The organism is Pseudomonas sp. Pseusp88 (genome assembly GCF_047303955.1).
Taxonomy (GTDB): Bacteria; Pseudomonadota; Gammaproteobacteria; order Pseudomonadales; family Pseudomonadaceae; genus Aquipseudomonas.
This window is the reverse complement of the sequence record NZ_JBGLYM010000012.1, coordinates 36,167-53,147: the sequence shown is the minus strand read 5'-3', so window position 1 is coordinate 53,147 and position 16,981 is coordinate 36,167. Positions and strand designations below refer to the sequence as shown.

Here is a 16,981-nt window from a genome sequence, read left to right as displayed (position 1 = left end):
TAACCCGCGCCACGGAGACATCCTCACCTATGTCATCCATTGGATATGAGGAAACTTGCCATGCTTGGATTCCTTCTGCGCCGTCTCGGCATCGCTATTTGCGTTGCCATTACCGTGTCGGTGATCAGCTTTTCTCTTCTGCATCTGTCCGGCGATCTGGCCACCGCCATTGGCGGACCGGAAGCCACTAGCGAACAGATCGAACAGATCCGTGTGCAGTACGGTTTGAACAAACCGCTGCCGACCCAATACTTCAACTGGCTGGGCGATTTGCTACGGCTGGACCTGGGCAACTCGTTTTTCTTTCAGGAATCGGTCTACAACCTCGTTGCCAGCCGCCTGCCGATTACCCTCGGGTTAGGTGCCATGGCGCTGGGGATCGCCTTGCTGGTGGCGATTCCACTGGGCGTGCTGGCGGCGGTCAAACGCGACACCTGGGTTGACCGACTGGCCTTGAGCATTGCGGTGCTGGGTCAGGCAATGCCAAGTTTCTGGTTTGCGCTGATGTTGATCGTGGTGTTCGCGGTGACGCTCAAGTGGCTGCCGGTTTCCGGCAATTCAACCATGCTGCACTTCGTCATGCCGGCCATTGCCCTGGGCTACTACGCCACGCCGGCAATCATGCGTCTGACCCGTGCAGGCATGCTGGATGTGCTCAATTCCGATTACATCCGCACCGCCCGCGCCAAGGGCCTGCGCCCTGCCCGCGTGTTGTTCAAGCACGCACTGCGCAACGCCTTGATTCCGGTCGTCGCGCTGGCGGCAGTGGAGTTCGGCTTCATGCTCGGCGGTTCGGTGGTGATCGAAACCGTGTTTTCCCTGCAAGGCATCGGACAACTCGCCTGGGACGCCATTGCCCGCGACGACTTTCCGGTGGTACAGGCCGTGGTCCTGCTGATTGCGGTGATTTACATCATCCTCACCTTGCTGGCCGATGTGCTCAACGCACTGCTCGACCCGCGCATTCGCGTGCGCTAGGAGGCTTACATGAGCACCCCCACTACCCTTGCGATCAATGACTACCTGCCACCACCGAGCAGCCTGAGCCGAGTACTTGGCAAGAGCTTTCGTCATCGTGGTTTCGCCATCGGCGCGGTGTTGTTGCTGATCATCTTCACCGGTGCACTGTTCGCGCCGTGGCTGGCACCTTACGACCCGTATGCGCAAGACGTGATGCTGCGCATGAAACCGCCGGTCTGGATGGCCCACGGAACCTGGGAATACGTCCTGGGCACCGACAAGCTGGGCCGTGATTACCTCTCTCGACTGCTCTACGGCGCCCGTATTTCGCTGTTCATCGGCATTGCCGCAGCGCTGATCTCCGGTTTTATCGGCACCGTCATGGGGCTGTTGGCCGGTTACTACGGCGGCAAGGTCGATGCGTTTATCAGCTACCTGATCACCACCCGGCTGGCGATGCCGGTCGTGATGGTCGCGCTGGCCTCGGCCTCGCTGATGGGCGGCTCACTGAAAGTGGTCATCGTGCTGCTCGGCTGCCTGTTATGGGATCGCTTCGCGGTGGTGGTCAGGGCTTCGGTGCAACAGATTCGCGATGCTGAATATGTAGCGTCGGCCCAGGCTCTGGGCTGCTCGACCCTGCGCATTCTGGCCAGTGAAATTCTGCCCAATCTGGTCGGCGCGCTGATCGTCGTCGCGACGCTGGAAATGGCCCACGCGATCCTCCTGGAGTCGGCACTGTCGTTCCTCGGGGTCGGCGTGCAGCCGCCGACGCCGTCCTGGGGTTTGATGATCGCTGAAGGCAAACCCTACATGTTCTTTTCCCCATGGGTCATCGCCATTCCCGGTGTCGCCCTGATGATTCTGGTGCTGGGCATCAACCTGGTCGGCGATGGCCTGCGCGATCTGATCCTGCCCGACGGCCGCAACTGATAGACGGCCGTAACTGATAGAACGCCGTAACTGATAGAGGGCACCGAATCATGGCACTACTCCATGTAGAAAACCTGCGCGTGGACATCCCCATGGGCAACAGCCCGACGCCGGATGACATGCTGCATGCCGTGCGCGGTCTGAGTTTTGAAGTCGAGCGCGGTGAAATGCTGTGCATCGTCGGCGAATCCGGCTGCGGTAAATCCCTGACCTCGCTGGCACTGATGGACCTGCTGCCACGCAAGGCCAAGCGCACCGCGTCCCGGCTGACGCTGGACGGTATCGACATGCTGGGTCAGAGCGAACGGCGCATGTGCGACCTGCGCGGCAACCGCCTGGCGATGATCTTCCAGGAACCGATGACCTCGCTGAACCCGGCCTACAGCATTGGCGACCAGCTCAGCGAAGTGCTGACTCAGCATCGCAAGGTGTCACGCAAGGACGCCCTCGCTCGCGCCGCGCAGATGCTGGAGAAAGTCGGCATCAGCAATGCCACCGAACGCCTGCGTCAGTATCCGCATCAACTTTCTGGCGGTCTGCGCCAGCGGGTGATCATCGCCATGGCGTTGATGTGCGAGCCGGACCTGATCATCGCTGATGAGCCAACCACGGCGCTGGATGTGACCATTCAAGCGCAAATCCTGCGCTTGATCCGCGACATTCAGAAAGAACTCGGCCTGGCGGTGATCTTCATCACCCACGACCTTGGGCTGGTGGCACGGATCGCCGATCGGGTCGCAGTGATGTATGCCGGGGAAATCGTTGAAACCGCCCCTGCCCTGCAACTGTTCGAGAACCCGCAGCATCCGTACACCCGTGGTCTGCTGGCCAGTATTCCTATCCCTGGCCGGACCAAACCGGGTGAGGCGCTGGGTTCGATTCCAGGTCTGGTGCCGAGTCTGGTGGGCGAACAGCAAGGGTGTGCGTTCCGCAATCGTTGCGCTCAGGCGATACCCGCCTGCGCGCAAAACGTCCCCGAAGTCGAACAGGGCGGACACATGGCGCGCTGCCTGTTCGCCGCACCGGCCCCGGCACCGATCCCCTTTACGGAGAGTGCATGGTCATGAAAAAAGACATCGCTTTGGAGCTGTGTGACATCCGTCGCGAGTTTCGGATCAACAAGGGCTTTTTCAAGCCCGCCGCTACCCTGAAGGCCGTAGATGGCGTTTCCCTGCGCCTGATGCGGGGCGAGACCCTCGGCCTGGTAGGCGAGTCCGGTTGCGGAAAAAGCACCCTGGCAAAGATGCTCCTCGGTCTGATGCCGCCTACCAGCGGCGATGTGCTGGTCAATGGCAAGCATCTGGCGGCGACTGACCGTAAAGAAATGTCCCGGCACATTCAGCCGATATTCCAGGACCCCTACTCCTCGCTGAACCCACGCAAGACGCTGCGCGAAATCGTTACCCTGCCGCTGATCGTGCATGACATCGGCAGCACCGCCGAGCGGCGCAAGAAGACCGAAGAAATGCTCGATGTGGTCGGTCTGCCCAAGCGGGTCATCGACAGCTATCCGAGCCAACTGTCCGGCGGGCAGCGGCAACGTGTGGCAATTGCCCGGGCGTTGATCATGCGCCCTGACGTGTTGATCTGTGACGAACCCACCTCGGCGCTGGACGTTTCGGTGCAGGCGCAGATTCTCAACCTGCTGCAAGACCTCAAGCGCGAATTCGGCCTGACCTATCTTCTGATCAGCCATAACCTGGCGGTCATCGAGCACCTCGCCGACCGGGTCGCGGTGATGTACCTGGGGCGCATCGTCGAAGAACGCACTCGCGAATCACTATTCGCCAAACCCGGCCACCCTTATACCCGCGCCTTGCTGGATTCGGTGCTCACGCCCGATCCACGCCTGGGCATTCCCGAAATCGGCCTGCACGGCACCTTCCCCAATCCGATGTCGCCGCCGTCCGGTTGCGCCTTCCATCCGCGTTGCCCGAGCTGCTTCGCCCCCTGCAAAACGGCCTACCCGGCCAATGGTCCGCTTATCGGCGGCAACGTGCGTTGCCACCTTCACGACATTCCTGCCCAAACACTGGAGCTTGTCCACTCATGAGTCGCGCACTGGCCATCAGCAACACCACAGAGCAATTTGACAACGGCACATTTTTCAATCTGCTTGAACGTAGCGTCGCCTTGCACACCGAAAGCCAGGCAGCGGACAGCCAACCCGAGTTGTATCGCTACCTCAATGATTTCATCACCCCGCATGTCGAGGCGATGGGCTTCAGCGTCAAGGTCTATGACAACCCGGTGGCCGAGCGCGGCCCCTTCATGATCGCCACACGCATTGAGCATCCAGAACTGCCAACCGTGCTCAGCTACGGCCACGGTGATGTCGTTCGGGGCTATGAAGCGCAATGGCGTGAAGGCCTGTCGCCATGGCAAGTCACTGTCGAGGGCGATCGCTGGTACGGCCGCGGCACGGCGGACAACAAAGGCCAGCACCTGATCAACCTGACCGCACTGGAGCAAACGCTCAAGGCTCGCGACGGCAAGCTGGGTTTCAACGTCAAACTGCTGCTGGAGATGGGCGAAGAAGAAGGCTCGCCGGGCTTGAGTGCATTCTGTGCCGCGCACAGTAAAGAGCTTGCGGCGGATATTTTCATTGCCTCGGACGGCCCACGCCTGGCGGCATCGCGACCGACGATTTTTCTGGGCTCACGTGGGGTGTTTAACTTCGAGTTGATCGTCAATTTGCGCGAAGGCGCTCATCACTCTGGCAACTGGGGCGGGTTGCTGGCTAACCCTGGCATCATTCTGGCCAATGCCATCGCAAGCATGGTCGATGAACACGGTCGGGTGAAAGTTGCGGGGCTGATGCCCGAGACGCTGCCGGAGCCGGTCCGGCAGGCACTGGCCGATATTGATGTCGGTGGCGGCCCGGGCGATCCGGAAATCGACGCCAACTGGGGTAATCCGCAGCTCTCGCTGAGCGAAAAGGTGTTCGGCTGGAACACCCTCGACATCATCGCCTTCAAGACCGGCAACCCGGACGCCCCTGTGCATGCGATCCCTGGTAAGGCCAACGCCCACTGCCATATCCGCTTCGTGGTGGACAGCGACTACAGGACCTTTATCCCGGCGGTGCGCGCCCACCTGGATGCTCATGGTTTCAGCAATGTCGAGGTCAAGCAAAGCCGCATTGATGTGATGCATGCCACTCGGCTAGACCCGCAAAGCCCATGGGTCGATTGGGCGCTCAGCTCCCTGGCACAGACCACCGGCAAAAAACCTGCGCTGCTGCCAAACCTCGGTGGCTCGCTGCCCAACGATGTGTTCGCGGACGTGCTCGGCCTGCCAACATTGTGGGTGCCGCATTCGTACCCGGCCTGTTCACAACATGCGCCGAACGAGCACTTGCTGGCATCGGTGGTCAAGGAAAGCCTGCAAATCATGGCCGGGCTATTCTGGGACCTGGGCAACGACGCAGCACGCCTGACTCAGGAACATCAGCTACGGGAGCAGACACAATGAGTGCCACTCCACAACAGGCGCTGGACTGGCTTGCCGACCAGCGTCAAGCCATGGAAGCGTTGCTGCAGCGTATCGTCGACACCGACTCCAACAGCTACGACAAGGCGGGCGTCGACGCTGTGGGCGCGCTGCTCGCGGCTGAGCTGGAAGCCGACGGCATCCTGATCAAGCGCATGCCGGTCGAGGGTTTTGGCGACGTGCTACTTGCCGAAGTGCCAGGCGAATCTGGAAAGCCGGTGCTGTTGCTGGGCCATCGCGACACCGTGTTCCCCAAAGGCACCACCACGACTCGCGGCTACAGCCGCGACGCCAACCTCGCCTATGGCCCCGGCGTTGCCGACATGAAAGGCGGCCTGGTGCTCAATTGCTTCGCCCTCAAGGCACTTAAACGCGCGGGTCAGTTACCCTGTCCGGTGCAGGTTCTGTACACCGGTGACGAAGAAATCGGCTCCGGCAGCGCCAGGCCCCATATCGAAAAAGCAGCCCTTGGCGCGCGGGCCGTGCTCAATACCGAACCTGGTCGGGCCAGCGGCAACGTGGTCAGCGCACGCAAAGGCGGTGCCACGCTGATCATCGAAGTCAGCGGCCGCGCGGCGCATGCCGGGGTCAACCATGCCGACGGAGCCAGCGCCATCGAGGCCCTGGCACGCAAGATCGTCAAGCTCCATGCCCTGACCGATTACCCGGCAGGCATCACCACTAACGTTGGCCTGATATCCGGTGGCACGTCCAGCAATACCGTCGCGCCGAGCGCCTCGGCCCGGCTGGACGTGCGCTTCATCGAGCTCAAGCACTGGGATCAGATCTTTAGCGCAATCCAGGCCATCGTCGCAGAAGAAGAACTGATCGGCACCAGTGCCATCCTCAAGGAAGCGACGACCTTTCTACCGATGGAAGCCCACCACAGCGAACGGCTGTTGCACATCTACCAGCAAAAAGCACTGGCGCTGGGTTTCAGCGTCGAAGGCGAATTCACTGGCGGTTGTGCCGACTCCGGATTCACCGCCAGCCTGGGCATTCCGACCCTGTGTGGCCTTGGGCCGGTGGGCGGCAAGGTCCACACTGATCGTGAATATCTGGAACTGGACACGCTGGTGCCTCGTGCGCAGGCCTTGGTGGCGACCATTCTGGCTGTCGGCGAGAGCAGTTGAAGCAAGGGGTCGCTACGAATCGCCGGGGATAGGGTGTTCACGCAGTCACACCCTATCCCCGGCGTTATCAAACCCGCACGCGATGACCACGATACGTGAGCCATTCAAGGCTCGCGCAATCCATTCCAGGGCGTTGGCACGACAACCCGCAGTCGGGCCGCAGGCGCTGCCTTTGTTGTTGCAGGAAATTCAACCAGCGAATTGGCATGGACACTGGCTAAATGAGGCCGCTCGCCTGCAGCACGCTTTTCGCCAGACTCCGGGTCGCCGATAACACCTCCTCCACCTGTCGATCCATCTGCGCAGTGGAAGAGGCTACGTCTCCAAGTTCGACGACGCGCAGTGGGTGGCCGCAGACCGATCCCAGCCAGGTCAGGCCGGAATCCGTGCCGGCTTCGACAACCAGTAAAAAGCTTCCATGGGAAACAGAGCGCAAGAGTTGGCTGGCATAACACGCCTCGCTCCCCGCAGAGCGTTCCGGGTTAGACCCGACTCGCAACCAGTCGGCCATCAGCGCCTCGGATTGCTTGACGGTCAGATAAGCCACCTGGTCCCAGTCATCGATCACTACATGCAGCTTTTCGATCATGTATTTGGGCAACGCAGCACTGGTAACGATGACCACTCCGGCATCCGCCGAAGGTTCCTTGATCCAGACTGCGGATTGCGATATCGCATGCATGGCGACACTCCCGGCGGGTTGGCCGGAGCAGCTTGCTCCGGGCGGCGATCCGACTACATGGCCGTGACACTCAACATCAATGCCGACTGACCCGCCGCTTCGTGAGCAAGCTCGCTCCTACAGGTGATCGGCGTTAATCAGCCGTTACGGAACAGGAAACTGTAGGCGCTCAACGCAGGTACTCCGCCCAAGTGTGCGTAAAGCACTTTCGAGCCTTCGGGAAACTCGCCACGGCGGACCATCTCGATCATCCCGTGCATGGATTTGCCTTCATACACCGGGTCGGTCAATACACCTTCAAGGCTGCCGCACAGACGAATGGCCTCCAGCGTACCTTCGTTGGGCAAACCATACTCCGGGTAGGCGAAGCGTGTATCGAGCACCACGTCGTCTTCGGTGATCTCACGACCCAGGTCCACCAGCTCAGCAGTGTGTCGGGCGATACGCAGGATCTGTGCCTTGGTTTTCTCCGGCTTGGCCGAGGCATCGATGCCGATCACGTTCTTCGAACGGCCGTCCGCGGCGAAACCGACGACCATGCCGGCCTGGGTACTGCCGGTCACGGAGCAGACCACGATGTAGTCGAACTTGAACCCCAGCTGTTTTTCCTGCTCCCGCACTTCCTCGGCAAAGCCGACGAACCCGAGCCCGCCGTAGGGGTGCTCGGAACAACCTGCAGGGATCGGGAACGGCTTGCCACCCCGCTCCACCACGTCGCTCATGGCCTTCTCCCAGCTGGGCCGAATACCGATGTCGAAACCGGCGGCGTCCAGTCGTACGTCCGCCCCCATGATGCGGGACATCTCGATATTGCCAACCCGGTCATATACGGCGTCGGAGTAGTTCACCCAGTTTTCCTGGACCAGCACACACTTCATGCCCAGGTGGGCAGCGACGGCGGCGACCTGCCGGGTCTGGTTCGACTGGATCCCGCCGATGGACACCAGCGTGTCGCAGCCCTGTTCAAGCGCCTCGGGAATCAGGTATTCGAGCTTGCGCGTCTTGTTGCCGCCGAAAGCCAGGCCACTGTTGCAGTCTTCACGCTTGGCATACAACTCGACCTTGCCGCCCAGGTGTTCGCTGAGGCGTTTCAAGGGCGTGATGGGAGAAGGACCGAAGGTCAGCGGATAACGTTTAAAACGATTCAGGTTCATGACTCTGCTCCTTGTTTATCGGATATCCAAGCGCCAGACCGAAAGGCAAAAAGGCTGCATTCCAGGTTCTTTCAGAGGGGCTTCGATGAGTTCAATATTAAGAACAAAGCCGAAAATATGTGTTGCAAGTTTCAACCTATTAAAGAAATATAAATTACCAAATAGAAATTCTAACTTATTTTTATTGTGTAGATATCCATATGAACGCAACAAATACTCACAACAAACCCGGCACACCCAGCCCGGAGCCGCACCCGCTGGACCGGACCGACCGCGCCATTCTCAGGACCCTGCAGCGAGACGCCTCTATCTCCAATGTGGCGCTCGCCGAGAAGGTCAAACTGAGCGCGCCGGCCTGTCTGCGACGAGTCGAACGTCTCAAGCAGGCGGGCTTGATCAAAGGCATTGTCGCGTTGCTGGACAATCAAGCGCTTGATGCAGGGATGGTGGTATTGATCGGTGTGGTGCTGGACCGTTCGACACCGGAATCCTTCGCAGCCTTCGAAGCCGCGGCGCAAAAAGTCTCCGGCTGCATGGAATGCCATGTGGTGACAGGGGAGTTCGATTACTTCATGTTGATACGAACCAAGGACAGCAACAGTTTCAACCGACTCCATGCCGAGCAGTTGCTTTACCTGCCCGGAGTGCGCCAGATTCGCTCGTTTATGGGGCTGCGCCAGGTCTTGTCGACAACCCACATCCCCCTTTGAGGCTCAATTCAGCCCGATGTCAGGTTGCTTCGACCCGCTGCCCGAGCCACGCGATGACTGGATGAGCCTTCTCGTGAGAAGGCTTCACAAAAAGGCACTCAGCGACTCTCGCATGTGCCTTTTTGTGCCTCAATGCCTTGTTTTTTCTGGTTCACAGCCGCTTTTCAGCGACAATGCCAAACCGCTCGCGCCCGGCGTGCAATCAAGAGAGTCTGAAACATGCCCCAAGAAAAGCTCGATCTGTTACGCCTGCCCAAGCCCATCCGCGACGAGATGAATGATCTGCTGCGTGCACTCAACGCCGCCAGCACCCGCGAAGACCTGGAAGCGGAACGAGCACTTCAGATCGAGTTGATCCAGAGCCTGGAAAGCACGCGCAAACTGCGCTCGGCGGATGCCGAAGCGCTGTTCATCATTTTCGATGACGCAGTGGAAGCGCGGCTGGAGAATTTGCCGTAGTACGGCAGACGGCAGACACAGAGAACAACCTCCGTGCCCACCCAGTTGCGGGGCACGCAAAAAGCGGCGCCCCAGGCCATCATGACATTAGCGTTTGCTCGACCAGCCGTTATAGGCCGCGACGTTGTCGCGAGTGATCAGCTTCGGCGCGAGCAGGGTCACGGCTTCGGTTGGTGGCTTGTCATTGAGCAGGTCATTACCGATCTTAACTGCCGTCTGAGCCATGGCCCAAGGGTCCTGGCTGGCGCTGGCCTGGATCAGCGATTCGCTCTTGAGCGCATTCTCGATATCCGGCGCGCCGTCCACCGAGGTGATGACGATGCCACTGCGTTTCAATTGGCGGGCGGCCAGGTCGCTGCCGATGGCCTGGGGATCATTGATAGCAAACAGCCCGTCGATTTTGGGGAAGCGCGTCAGGTAGCCCTGCATCACATTCAGGCCGCCTTCACGTGAACCCTTGCCGTCCTGATCGTCGGACAGCACCTTGATGTCCGGCGCGCTTGCCAGCGCGGCCTTGCAGCCTTTGACCCGGTCGGTGACCGCCGTCACTTGCGGACCGTTCTGAATGATCACGTTGCCTTTGCCCGCCAGCTTGTCGACGATGAACTGGCAGGCCAGCTTGCCCGCCTCAACGTTATCGGTCTGCACGGTGGCATTGACACCCTTGGCGTCGACATCCACCGCCACCACCACTATCCCCGCGTCCCGGGCTTTCTTGATGGCCGAAGCCATGGCAGAGGGGTCTACGGCGTTCAGCAGGATCAGATCGACCTTGGAGGAGATGAAGTTATCAATCTGCGAGAACTGCTTGCTCAAGTCGTAGTCGGCCGACACTGAAGTGACCTTGACCGCCGGATTGAATGCCTTGGCCTGAGCCGTGGCGCCGTCGGCGAGGGTGACGAAATACGGATTGCCCAAAGACCCCATGCTGATGCCCAGGGCTTTGAGTTCGCGGGCCTGCACCGCTTGCGACATCAGCAAGGCCAGGCTCAGGGAGACGACAGCAGGAAAGATGCGTTTGACGTTCATGACGATTCTCTTGTGATTATTGTTAGGAAATCAGGTTCGCGTACCGGACTGGCGATAGCGATCCAGCGCCACGGCACCGATGATCACGATGCCTTTGATGATGTATTGCCAGATATCAGATACCCCGAGCAGTACCAGGCCATTGGTCAGTACCGCAATGATCAGCGCGCCAATCAAGGTGCCGCCGATGGTGCCGACACCACCGACAAAACTGGTGCCGCCCAGAATCACCGCCGCAATGGCATCCAGCTCATAGGACTGCCCCAATTGCAGACCATTGGCGGCGAACAGGCGCGACGCACTCATCACCGCGCCCAGACCCGCCAGGGCACCGGACATGGCATAGACGAACAGCAACACCTTCCACACCTTGATCCCGGACAGCCGCGCCGCTTCGGGATTGCCGCCCACCGAATAGATCTGCACGCCCATCACGGTGCGACGCAGGATGAACCACGAAAGGACGACCACGGCTATCGCGATGACCACCAGCCAGGGCACGCCGAGAATCGAGTCGTTGCCGATAAAGGCAAAGGGCAGATCCGGGTTGAAGACCGTCTTGTCGTCCGCCAATAGCCGGGCCAGCCCGCGCATGGCCGTCAGGGCACCGAGGGTGACGATAAACGGCGGCAGACGCAGGAAAGCGATCAATCCGCCGTTGACCAGCCCCAGCAACAGGCCGAAGCCGACACCGGCAGCAATCCCCAGCATGCCGAACTGCGGCGACATGGAGGCTTGCAGGGCAACCACAGCGGACGCGGCGAGGATCGCCCCGACCGAAAGATCGATCCCTGCAGTCAGAATGACGAAGGTCATGCCCGCCGCCAGGACCACATTCACCGAGGCCTGCTGGGTGATGATCGACAGATTTTGCATCGTGAGAAAGTTTTCGCTGGCCAGGGCGAAACCCACCAGCAACAGCACCAATACCGGCAACATGCCCACACTGCGCATCAGTTCTCGAATACGTTCACGCCTGTCGAGTGTTGCAGGGGCATCCACGGTCATTGCGTTTTTCTCCATCATGTTTGAGTCAGCCATGAGCGGCCACCTGCTCGCCACCGGTGGCGAAGTCGATAATGGCTTCCTGGGATATTTCGTGGCCGGACGCACCGCCGACCTGAGCGACCAACCGGCCTTCGCGCATGATCAGCACGCGGTCGCAGGTGCCGATGATTTCCGGTAATTCGCTGGAGATCACGACAACGCCCACGCCCGCTTTCGCCAGCTGATTGATGATTCGATAGATCTCCGATTTGGAACCGATATCCACGCCCCGGGTGGGCTCGTCGAGAATCAGCACATGAGGTTTGACTTCCAGCAGCCGCGCCAGCAGGACTTTTTGCTGATTGCCTCCGGACAGCGCGCCGACATTGACCTTGCCTGAGGCGACACGGATCGACAGCGAGCGGATGGCGTCGGTGGCGCGTTGCGCAGCGTGCCTGCGGTCGAGTACCCCGCCTGCATGGGCGTCAGGAACGCAGGCACAGACATTGATGTTGTCGGCCACGCTCATGTCCAGGAACAACCCCTGAGCCTTGCGATCTTCAGTGAGGTAAACAACGCCGGCCTCAATGGCATCCGCTGGATTGCGCAACAGCGTCACCGGCTTGCCTGCCACCTCCAGCGTACCGCCCGTGCGAGGGTCGGCGGCAAAGATCAGCCGCGCCAATTCGGTACGCCCCGCACCGACCAGCCCGGCAATACCCAGCACCTCGCCGACGTGCAGATCGAAACTGCAGCCACGCACGCGCTTGCCATCGGCCATGTCACGCACACGCATCACCACGGCGCCGGGGTCATAGGCTGCATGTTCTTTTTTGTAGAAGCCGGACAGGTCACGCCCCACCATCATCTTGACGAGCACCTCGGCAGACAGCACGTCCCGCGCCAGTTCACCGACATACTCGCCATCACGCAGCACCGAGACACGATCCGACAGTTCATAGATCTCGGCCATGCGATGGCTGATGTAGATAATCGCCAGCCCCTGACTGCGCAGTTGCTTGATCAGGCTGAACAACCGATCCGTCTCACGGGACGATAACGGCGTCGTGGGTTCGTCCATGACCAGGATCTTGGCGTGGGCATGCAAGGCACGAGCGATTTCTACCAGTTGGCGCTCGGCAATGGACAGGGTACCGACCACGGTGGACGGTTTGAACTCGGCACCCAATCGCGCCAATACCTCAATGCACCCGTCCTCCATGCCCTTGCGGTCAACGGTCCAGCCGCGGCGTAGCTCGCGTCCCAGGTAAATGTTTTGCGCCACCGTCAGGTTCGGGCAGAGGCTCAACTCCTGATAGATCACGGCGATACCCAGCTCTTTTGCTGTGCCGGGGTGGTAGCTGGCGACGGGTTGACCATTGATGCGGATTTCACCGCCATCATCTGCCTGATAGGCACCCGAGAGGATTTTCATAAGTGTCGATTTGCCTGCACCGTTCTCCCCCATCAACGCGTGAATTTCACCGGGGAAGACTTTCAGGCCGACATTTTTGAGTACGCGCAGACCATTGAAGGTCTTAGAAATGCCGCGCATTTCGAGCAGGGGAATAGCATGGGTTTCAAGGTGCATGACGACCTCGGTACTTATTATTTTTGTATGTAGGCCATCTCGACAGAAGGGGTCGACTGGTCTGACTGCGCTCGACTCTAGTCACAAATATTTTCTTGTGCAAGCACTAGAGAAACGTTTCAGCTATACGGTTTCACTGAAGATCCTGCCTGTTGCTGTGAGATGGCCAAACTCAGACGCCAGGCTCAGTGCTGCAACGCATACAGCCGGCAATGCTCCAGATAGCCTTTCTCATGGCTGCCGACCAGTTCCACAACGCTAGTCCACAACCATGAGGGCGCATCGAGTATTTGCGAGCGATTGCCCTGCAAATCCTTTATCCACGACGCCCGCGTTGACAGGTCCATCTGCCGGGCATGGGCTCTTCCTACAACTGCGGCAAGATATCCCGCTGCACGCATGGCTTCGGTCTGGCTCAGCTGATCCAGCTCCAGCTTCATGTCCTGCGGCAACAGCTCACGGACAAAAAATCCATGGTCGAGCATGCGGGTGGCGATCATCCGATTGCCCAAGCCGGGGGACAAGGATCGCGCACCTTGGACAACCCGCTTGCCATTATCCCGGGGCATTGCCGCCCTGGGCGCGCGCGGAGCGGCGGCGGCCACAGCCTGTTTGATATCGAGCAGGCAGTACTCTTGCTCCTCGCCATCACCGACGCTCAACAGCACGGCGTAGCGCTGCAAGCCCAATGAGCTACAACCTTTCACCCAGTAGGCAGAGTCGAGCATTTGCACAGTGGCGTCACGGGCCCGGCCTTTCAATGAGGTGACCAGGGTGTGGATATCGTCGGTGGCACACAAGGCTTTCAAGGCACTGCGCTCGGAACGCGACAGCGGCCAGAAATGCTTGCCCAGAGGAATGGTGGGCTTGGTGTCCTCGATACGCTCCTGGGCCAGATGCTTCCATGTGCGCTGCACCGCACTGCGCATGCCGGCTTTGACTTGCGCAGGCCGCGGCGGCTCTTCTTCATCATTCTTGGACTCAAAGGCTTGCTCGTACCCGCGCATCATTTCTTCGAGCATTCGCGCCGTGGCCACGCCGGGCAAATCAGAGCCACGGGCGGCGGTGGCAAGGGACAAACCCAGCCTGACCAGATCATGCACAGGATTACCCACCACGGTCTGATCGAGGTCGCGAATATGAATATCGATGCGACCTTTCAGATCCCCGGTCGGTCCAAGATTGCCCGCATGGCAATCGCCGCAGATCCACACCGGCGGCCCGCCGGGAAGCCGGCGCCCAGGCTGGCTGTGCAGCCACTCATAGAATTGCACGGTACTGCCACGCACATACGCATGGGCAGAGCGGGCCATTTTCAGGTTACGCAGTTCATCGAGGGGCTTGGCACGGGCGCAGGGGCGAGGTGTTTTCATGAGAGATTCTTTGGGAAGGTAAGAATCCGACCTCAACCAGGCAGCAAATGTTGCAAGATATTTCAAAGCACTTTCATTGCCTGATCGGGAAACTCAGCGGCGTCGGGCGAGGACGCGGCCGAACATCGCTTTTTCGCACAAATACTGTGTAGGAGGTTTCGCGGTGTTCTTGAGTCGTTGGAGCGAGGCTGGCCCGCGAATGGCTCACGCTACCGGCCAGAGACACCGCGTAAAGGCCTTCGCGGGCAAGCCCGGCTCCCACGAAATCTGCTCTTGATTCGCTCCCACCGCTCGTCCCGCAACCTCACACCAGCGGTATATAGATATCCGTCTGCCACTGATCCTGCGGCGTCTGTGGATAAACACTCAGGTAGTGAAAGAACAACGGATGGTCACGCAGCTCTTCCCCGCTGGTGGGCAGCCAGTCGCGGTAGACCGGGTAGATGGTTTCGCCGATATGATCGGGTGAGCCGACATGCCGCACGACCACACAACGGCCTCCGGGAATGGTCATCTCGCTTACACCGGCGGTATTGGCTCTCACGTCTTCGTGAATTTCCCCACAGATGGCAAAACGGAATTCGTCAGGCGGTGTGGTATCGGGATTGTTGTGGGGGATACCGAACGTGCAGCTTGAAGCGACCGGTGACTGCCCGCTTGCCATGCGCCAGTCGATGAACCTGCGCACGCTTTCATTCAGCAGTCCTGGGGCGCCGTAGTGCTCCAGCGTTGCAACTCTGACCTCGGCAAATTCGACGATTTGTACCTGCATGATGATGCTCCTGGAATGATGAGGAATGACAAACGCTCCATTCCAGACCTGCCAATTCGGCTGCCGGCGGAACATTCCCGGGGCCATGCCAAACGAACGCCGGAACGCCCTGCTGAAGGCCTCCGGGCTTTCGAAACCGGCGTCGAGTGCGGCGTCCAGCACCGAGCAATCTGCCTGGGAAGCCAGCCGATGAGCCGCCCGGCGCAAGCGCATCAATTGCACATAACGCGCAACGGGAACACCCACATACCCGGTGAATTGTCGATGAAAATGAAACGCCGAAAAGTTCGCGACCTGGCTCAGCGCCTTCACCGACAAGTCGCCTTCAAGATTGGCGTCAATGTAAGCAAGGACAGCATTGAAACGCTCGGCGTACGCCGCATTGGTTGACATGGATATACCGCGTGGAAGGTCTGAAACGGGTCGCCATGATCGTCTGCATCACAGGGACGGCGCCTAGCCGGGTTTGCTCTTATTGCTCAGAGCGGCTGGCTTGGCCGTTCCAGACATTTGCATAGCGCTGCTGCATGCCAGCTATTGAAAATGACCTGGGTCATTTCATCAACGCGCCCATTCGTCCGCCCCCTCGCAATCTCTATCACCTCCATTAGTCATATTAAGTATCACAATTGAAATCAGGAGGTGAGGTGATGAGTTCTCTAATTCCCCTTAGTCATACCCCGGCAGATACCCCCGTGTTATTGATTGATGCGACAGCGCCCTACCTTGATCTTGAAGCCTGCGCCGAGCAGCGCCTGAATGCGGCCAAAGGGTTGCTCTACAGCCTGGCGCATATGCGTATTACCGACGCCGACCCCAAGGACCTGCATAACCTGTCCGATGCGGCGTACGTGTTGCTCGAGGATGCCAGCGAGATCTATCAGGCGGCCCGCAATGCGGCAATTGGCGGGATGCATATTGCGGGTGCGGTTGATCAGCGAGAGTAGCAAGGGCCGCCAGGAGGGGTATCCGAATCCGCACTGCGGCAGTGTTCTTGATGCCCCGCGGTAGCCCACCCATCACGATTGCGAGGGAGTCGGCTTGCTGGCTCTCACAGCCAGTCCAGCCCCATCGTCGTGTTGCGTTCAGCAGGCGCTTTATCGGCGGCAAACCTGCTCGCGGCTTAACCGGACCGGCGGGGCTACACAGCGCGAACGAATGGCACAAAGCCCAGTCATAATTTAACCATGACTACTTTATTAAGGCTTCAAAACTAAGTTCAGGCTTCCCCATTTCTCTCGGCCTCACCTCCCGGCAGACCTCTCTGAATTCCAGGCTCCATGGATTTGCCCCTTTCGGGTATGGCTTCGGCCAAGAGGTTCCAAATGTCTATCGATACCGTCTACACCATCCACTATCTATTCGACGGGGTGATAAGGCACTTTTATGCCCGCGCCATTCAGCTCGATGACAGCAATGCCATTCGCCTGGCGGCGATGCATGCTTCAGAAAGCCTGAAAGGCTGGATTGCCTTGGGCACGAGTTGGGAGGTGGCCACGCAGAGAGCCGAGAAAATCGGCGTGACCAAGGTTCGCTGGAATGCTTCGGTTTGACCCGACACCATCGCCAGCCAATCGGCTCGCATCAAACAGCGCAAAACCCACCGAATCAACGCAACCCGGTGGGAACGAACTCATTCGCGAAGGCGCTGGTACAGACGATACGATCGTGTCGAATGCTCTGGCCTCTTCGCGAATGAATTCGCTCCC

General features: G+C 59.6%; 17 protein-coding genes. 10 read left to right on the top strand and 7 right to left on the bottom strand.

Annotation, left to right across the window (positions count from 1 at the left end):
• Positions 1–60 precede the first annotated feature (60 nt).
• The 6 genes from ACCD02_RS16820 to ACCD02_RS16795 are packed head-to-tail and all read left to right on the top strand — an operon-like array spanning position 61 to position 6,515.
• The gene (locus ACCD02_RS16820) at positions 61–978 is read left to right on the top strand and encodes an ABC transporter permease (protein WP_413303941.1); all 918 of its coding nucleotides are present in this window, start codon (positions 61–63) and stop codon (positions 976–978) included.
• A 9-nt stretch (positions 979–987) separates the two neighbouring features.
• Positions 988–1,890, top strand: coding sequence for an ABC transporter permease (locus ACCD02_RS16815; protein WP_413303938.1), 903 nt, complete (start codon positions 988–990; stop codon positions 1,888–1,890).
• Positions 1,891–1,940: 50 nt separating this feature from the next.
• On the top strand, positions 1,941–2,957 hold the full coding sequence (locus ACCD02_RS16810) for an ABC transporter ATP-binding protein (RefSeq protein ID WP_413303935.1): 1,017 nt from the start codon (positions 1,941–1,943) through the stop codon (positions 2,955–2,957).
• Entirely contained in the window at positions 2,954–3,943 is a 990-nt protein-coding gene (locus ACCD02_RS16805; RefSeq protein WP_413303933.1) for an ABC transporter ATP-binding protein, read from the top strand. Before ACCD02_RS16810 ends, ACCD02_RS16805 begins: the two co-directional genes overlap by 4 nt.
• The gene (locus ACCD02_RS16800; protein ID WP_413303931.1) at positions 3,940–5,364 is read left to right on the top strand and encodes a M20 family metallopeptidase; all 1,425 of its coding nucleotides are present in this window, start codon (positions 3,940–3,942) and stop codon (positions 5,362–5,364) included. The genes ACCD02_RS16805 and ACCD02_RS16800 overlap by 4 nt, the downstream gene beginning before the upstream one ends.
• On the top strand, positions 5,361–6,515 hold the full coding sequence (locus tag ACCD02_RS16795; RefSeq protein ID WP_413303929.1) for a M20 family metallopeptidase: 1,155 nt from the start codon (positions 5,361–5,363) through the stop codon (positions 6,513–6,515). Before ACCD02_RS16800 ends, ACCD02_RS16795 begins: the two co-directional genes overlap by 4 nt.
• A gap of 217 nt (positions 6,516–6,732) precedes the next feature.
• Here the strand turns inward: ACCD02_RS16795 and ACCD02_RS16790 are convergent, their stop codons facing one another.
• Positions 6,733–7,197, bottom strand: coding sequence for a transketolase (locus ACCD02_RS16790; protein ID WP_413303926.1), 465 nt, complete (start codon positions 7,195–7,197; stop codon positions 6,733–6,735).
• A 137-nt stretch (positions 7,198–7,334) separates the two neighbouring features.
• Positions 7,335–8,351 carry a 1-aminocyclopropane-1-carboxylate deaminase gene (locus ACCD02_RS16785; RefSeq protein ID WP_413303924.1) on the bottom strand — a complete coding sequence of 339 codons (1,017 nt, stop codon included), beginning with the start codon at positions 8,349–8,351 and terminating at the stop codon, positions 7,335–7,337.
• 200 nt (positions 8,352–8,551) lie between these two features.
• Here ACCD02_RS16785 and ACCD02_RS16780 point away from each other — a divergent pair, with 200 nt between their 5' ends.
• Positions 8,552–9,061 (top strand): Lrp/AsnC family transcriptional regulator, encoded by a 510-nt coding sequence (locus ACCD02_RS16780; protein ID WP_413303921.1) that lies wholly within the window; start codon positions 8,552–8,554, stop codon positions 9,059–9,061.
• Between the two features lie 219 nt (positions 9,062–9,280).
• Positions 9,281–9,520 carry a hypothetical protein gene (locus tag ACCD02_RS16775; RefSeq protein WP_413303919.1) on the top strand — a complete coding sequence of 80 codons (240 nt, stop codon included), beginning with the start codon at positions 9,281–9,283 and terminating at the stop codon, positions 9,518–9,520.
• An 87-nt stretch (positions 9,521–9,607) separates the two neighbouring features.
• Here ACCD02_RS16775 and ACCD02_RS16770 read toward each other — a convergent pair whose 3' ends face one another.
• The 5 genes from ACCD02_RS16770 to ACCD02_RS16750 form a co-directional block, all read right to left on the bottom strand.
• Positions 9,608–10,549 (bottom strand): ABC transporter substrate-binding protein, encoded by a 942-nt coding sequence (locus ACCD02_RS16770; RefSeq protein ID WP_413303917.1) that lies wholly within the window; start codon positions 10,547–10,549, stop codon positions 9,608–9,610.
• 30 nt (positions 10,550–10,579) lie between these two features.
• Positions 10,580–11,557: an ABC transporter permease subunit gene (locus ACCD02_RS16765; RefSeq protein ID WP_413304153.1), complete on the bottom strand. Its 978-nt coding sequence runs from the start codon at positions 11,555–11,557 to the stop codon at positions 10,580–10,582.
• Positions 11,558–11,582: 25 nt separating this feature from the next.
• Positions 11,583–13,127, bottom strand: coding sequence for a sugar ABC transporter ATP-binding protein (locus ACCD02_RS16760; protein ID WP_413303914.1), 1,545 nt, complete (start codon positions 13,125–13,127; stop codon positions 11,583–11,585).
• A 185-nt stretch (positions 13,128–13,312) separates the two neighbouring features.
• Positions 13,313–14,500 (bottom strand): DUF2252 family protein, encoded by a 1,188-nt coding sequence (locus ACCD02_RS16755; RefSeq protein WP_413303912.1) that lies wholly within the window; start codon positions 14,498–14,500, stop codon positions 13,313–13,315.
• Between the two features lie 304 nt (positions 14,501–14,804).
• A complete protein-coding gene (locus ACCD02_RS16750; protein WP_413303909.1) occupies positions 14,805–15,665 on the bottom strand; it encodes an AraC family transcriptional regulator in 861 nt (286 codons plus the stop codon).
• Between the two features lie 257 nt (positions 15,666–15,922).
• On the opposite strand from ACCD02_RS16750, the gene ACCD02_RS16745 reads away from it, so the two are divergent.
• Together ACCD02_RS16745 and ACCD02_RS16740 are read left to right on the top strand one after the other, a co-directional pair.
• Complete coding sequence (locus ACCD02_RS16745) at positions 15,923–16,219, top strand: hypothetical protein (protein WP_413303906.1); 297 nt, start codon at positions 15,923–15,925, stop codon at positions 16,217–16,219.
• Positions 16,220–16,597: 378 nt separating this feature from the next.
• Positions 16,598–16,825 carry a DUF6555 family protein gene (locus ACCD02_RS16740; RefSeq protein WP_413303904.1) on the top strand — a complete coding sequence of 76 codons (228 nt, stop codon included), beginning with the start codon at positions 16,598–16,600 and terminating at the stop codon, positions 16,823–16,825.
• The last annotated feature ends 156 nt before the right edge of the window (positions 16,826–16,981 follow it).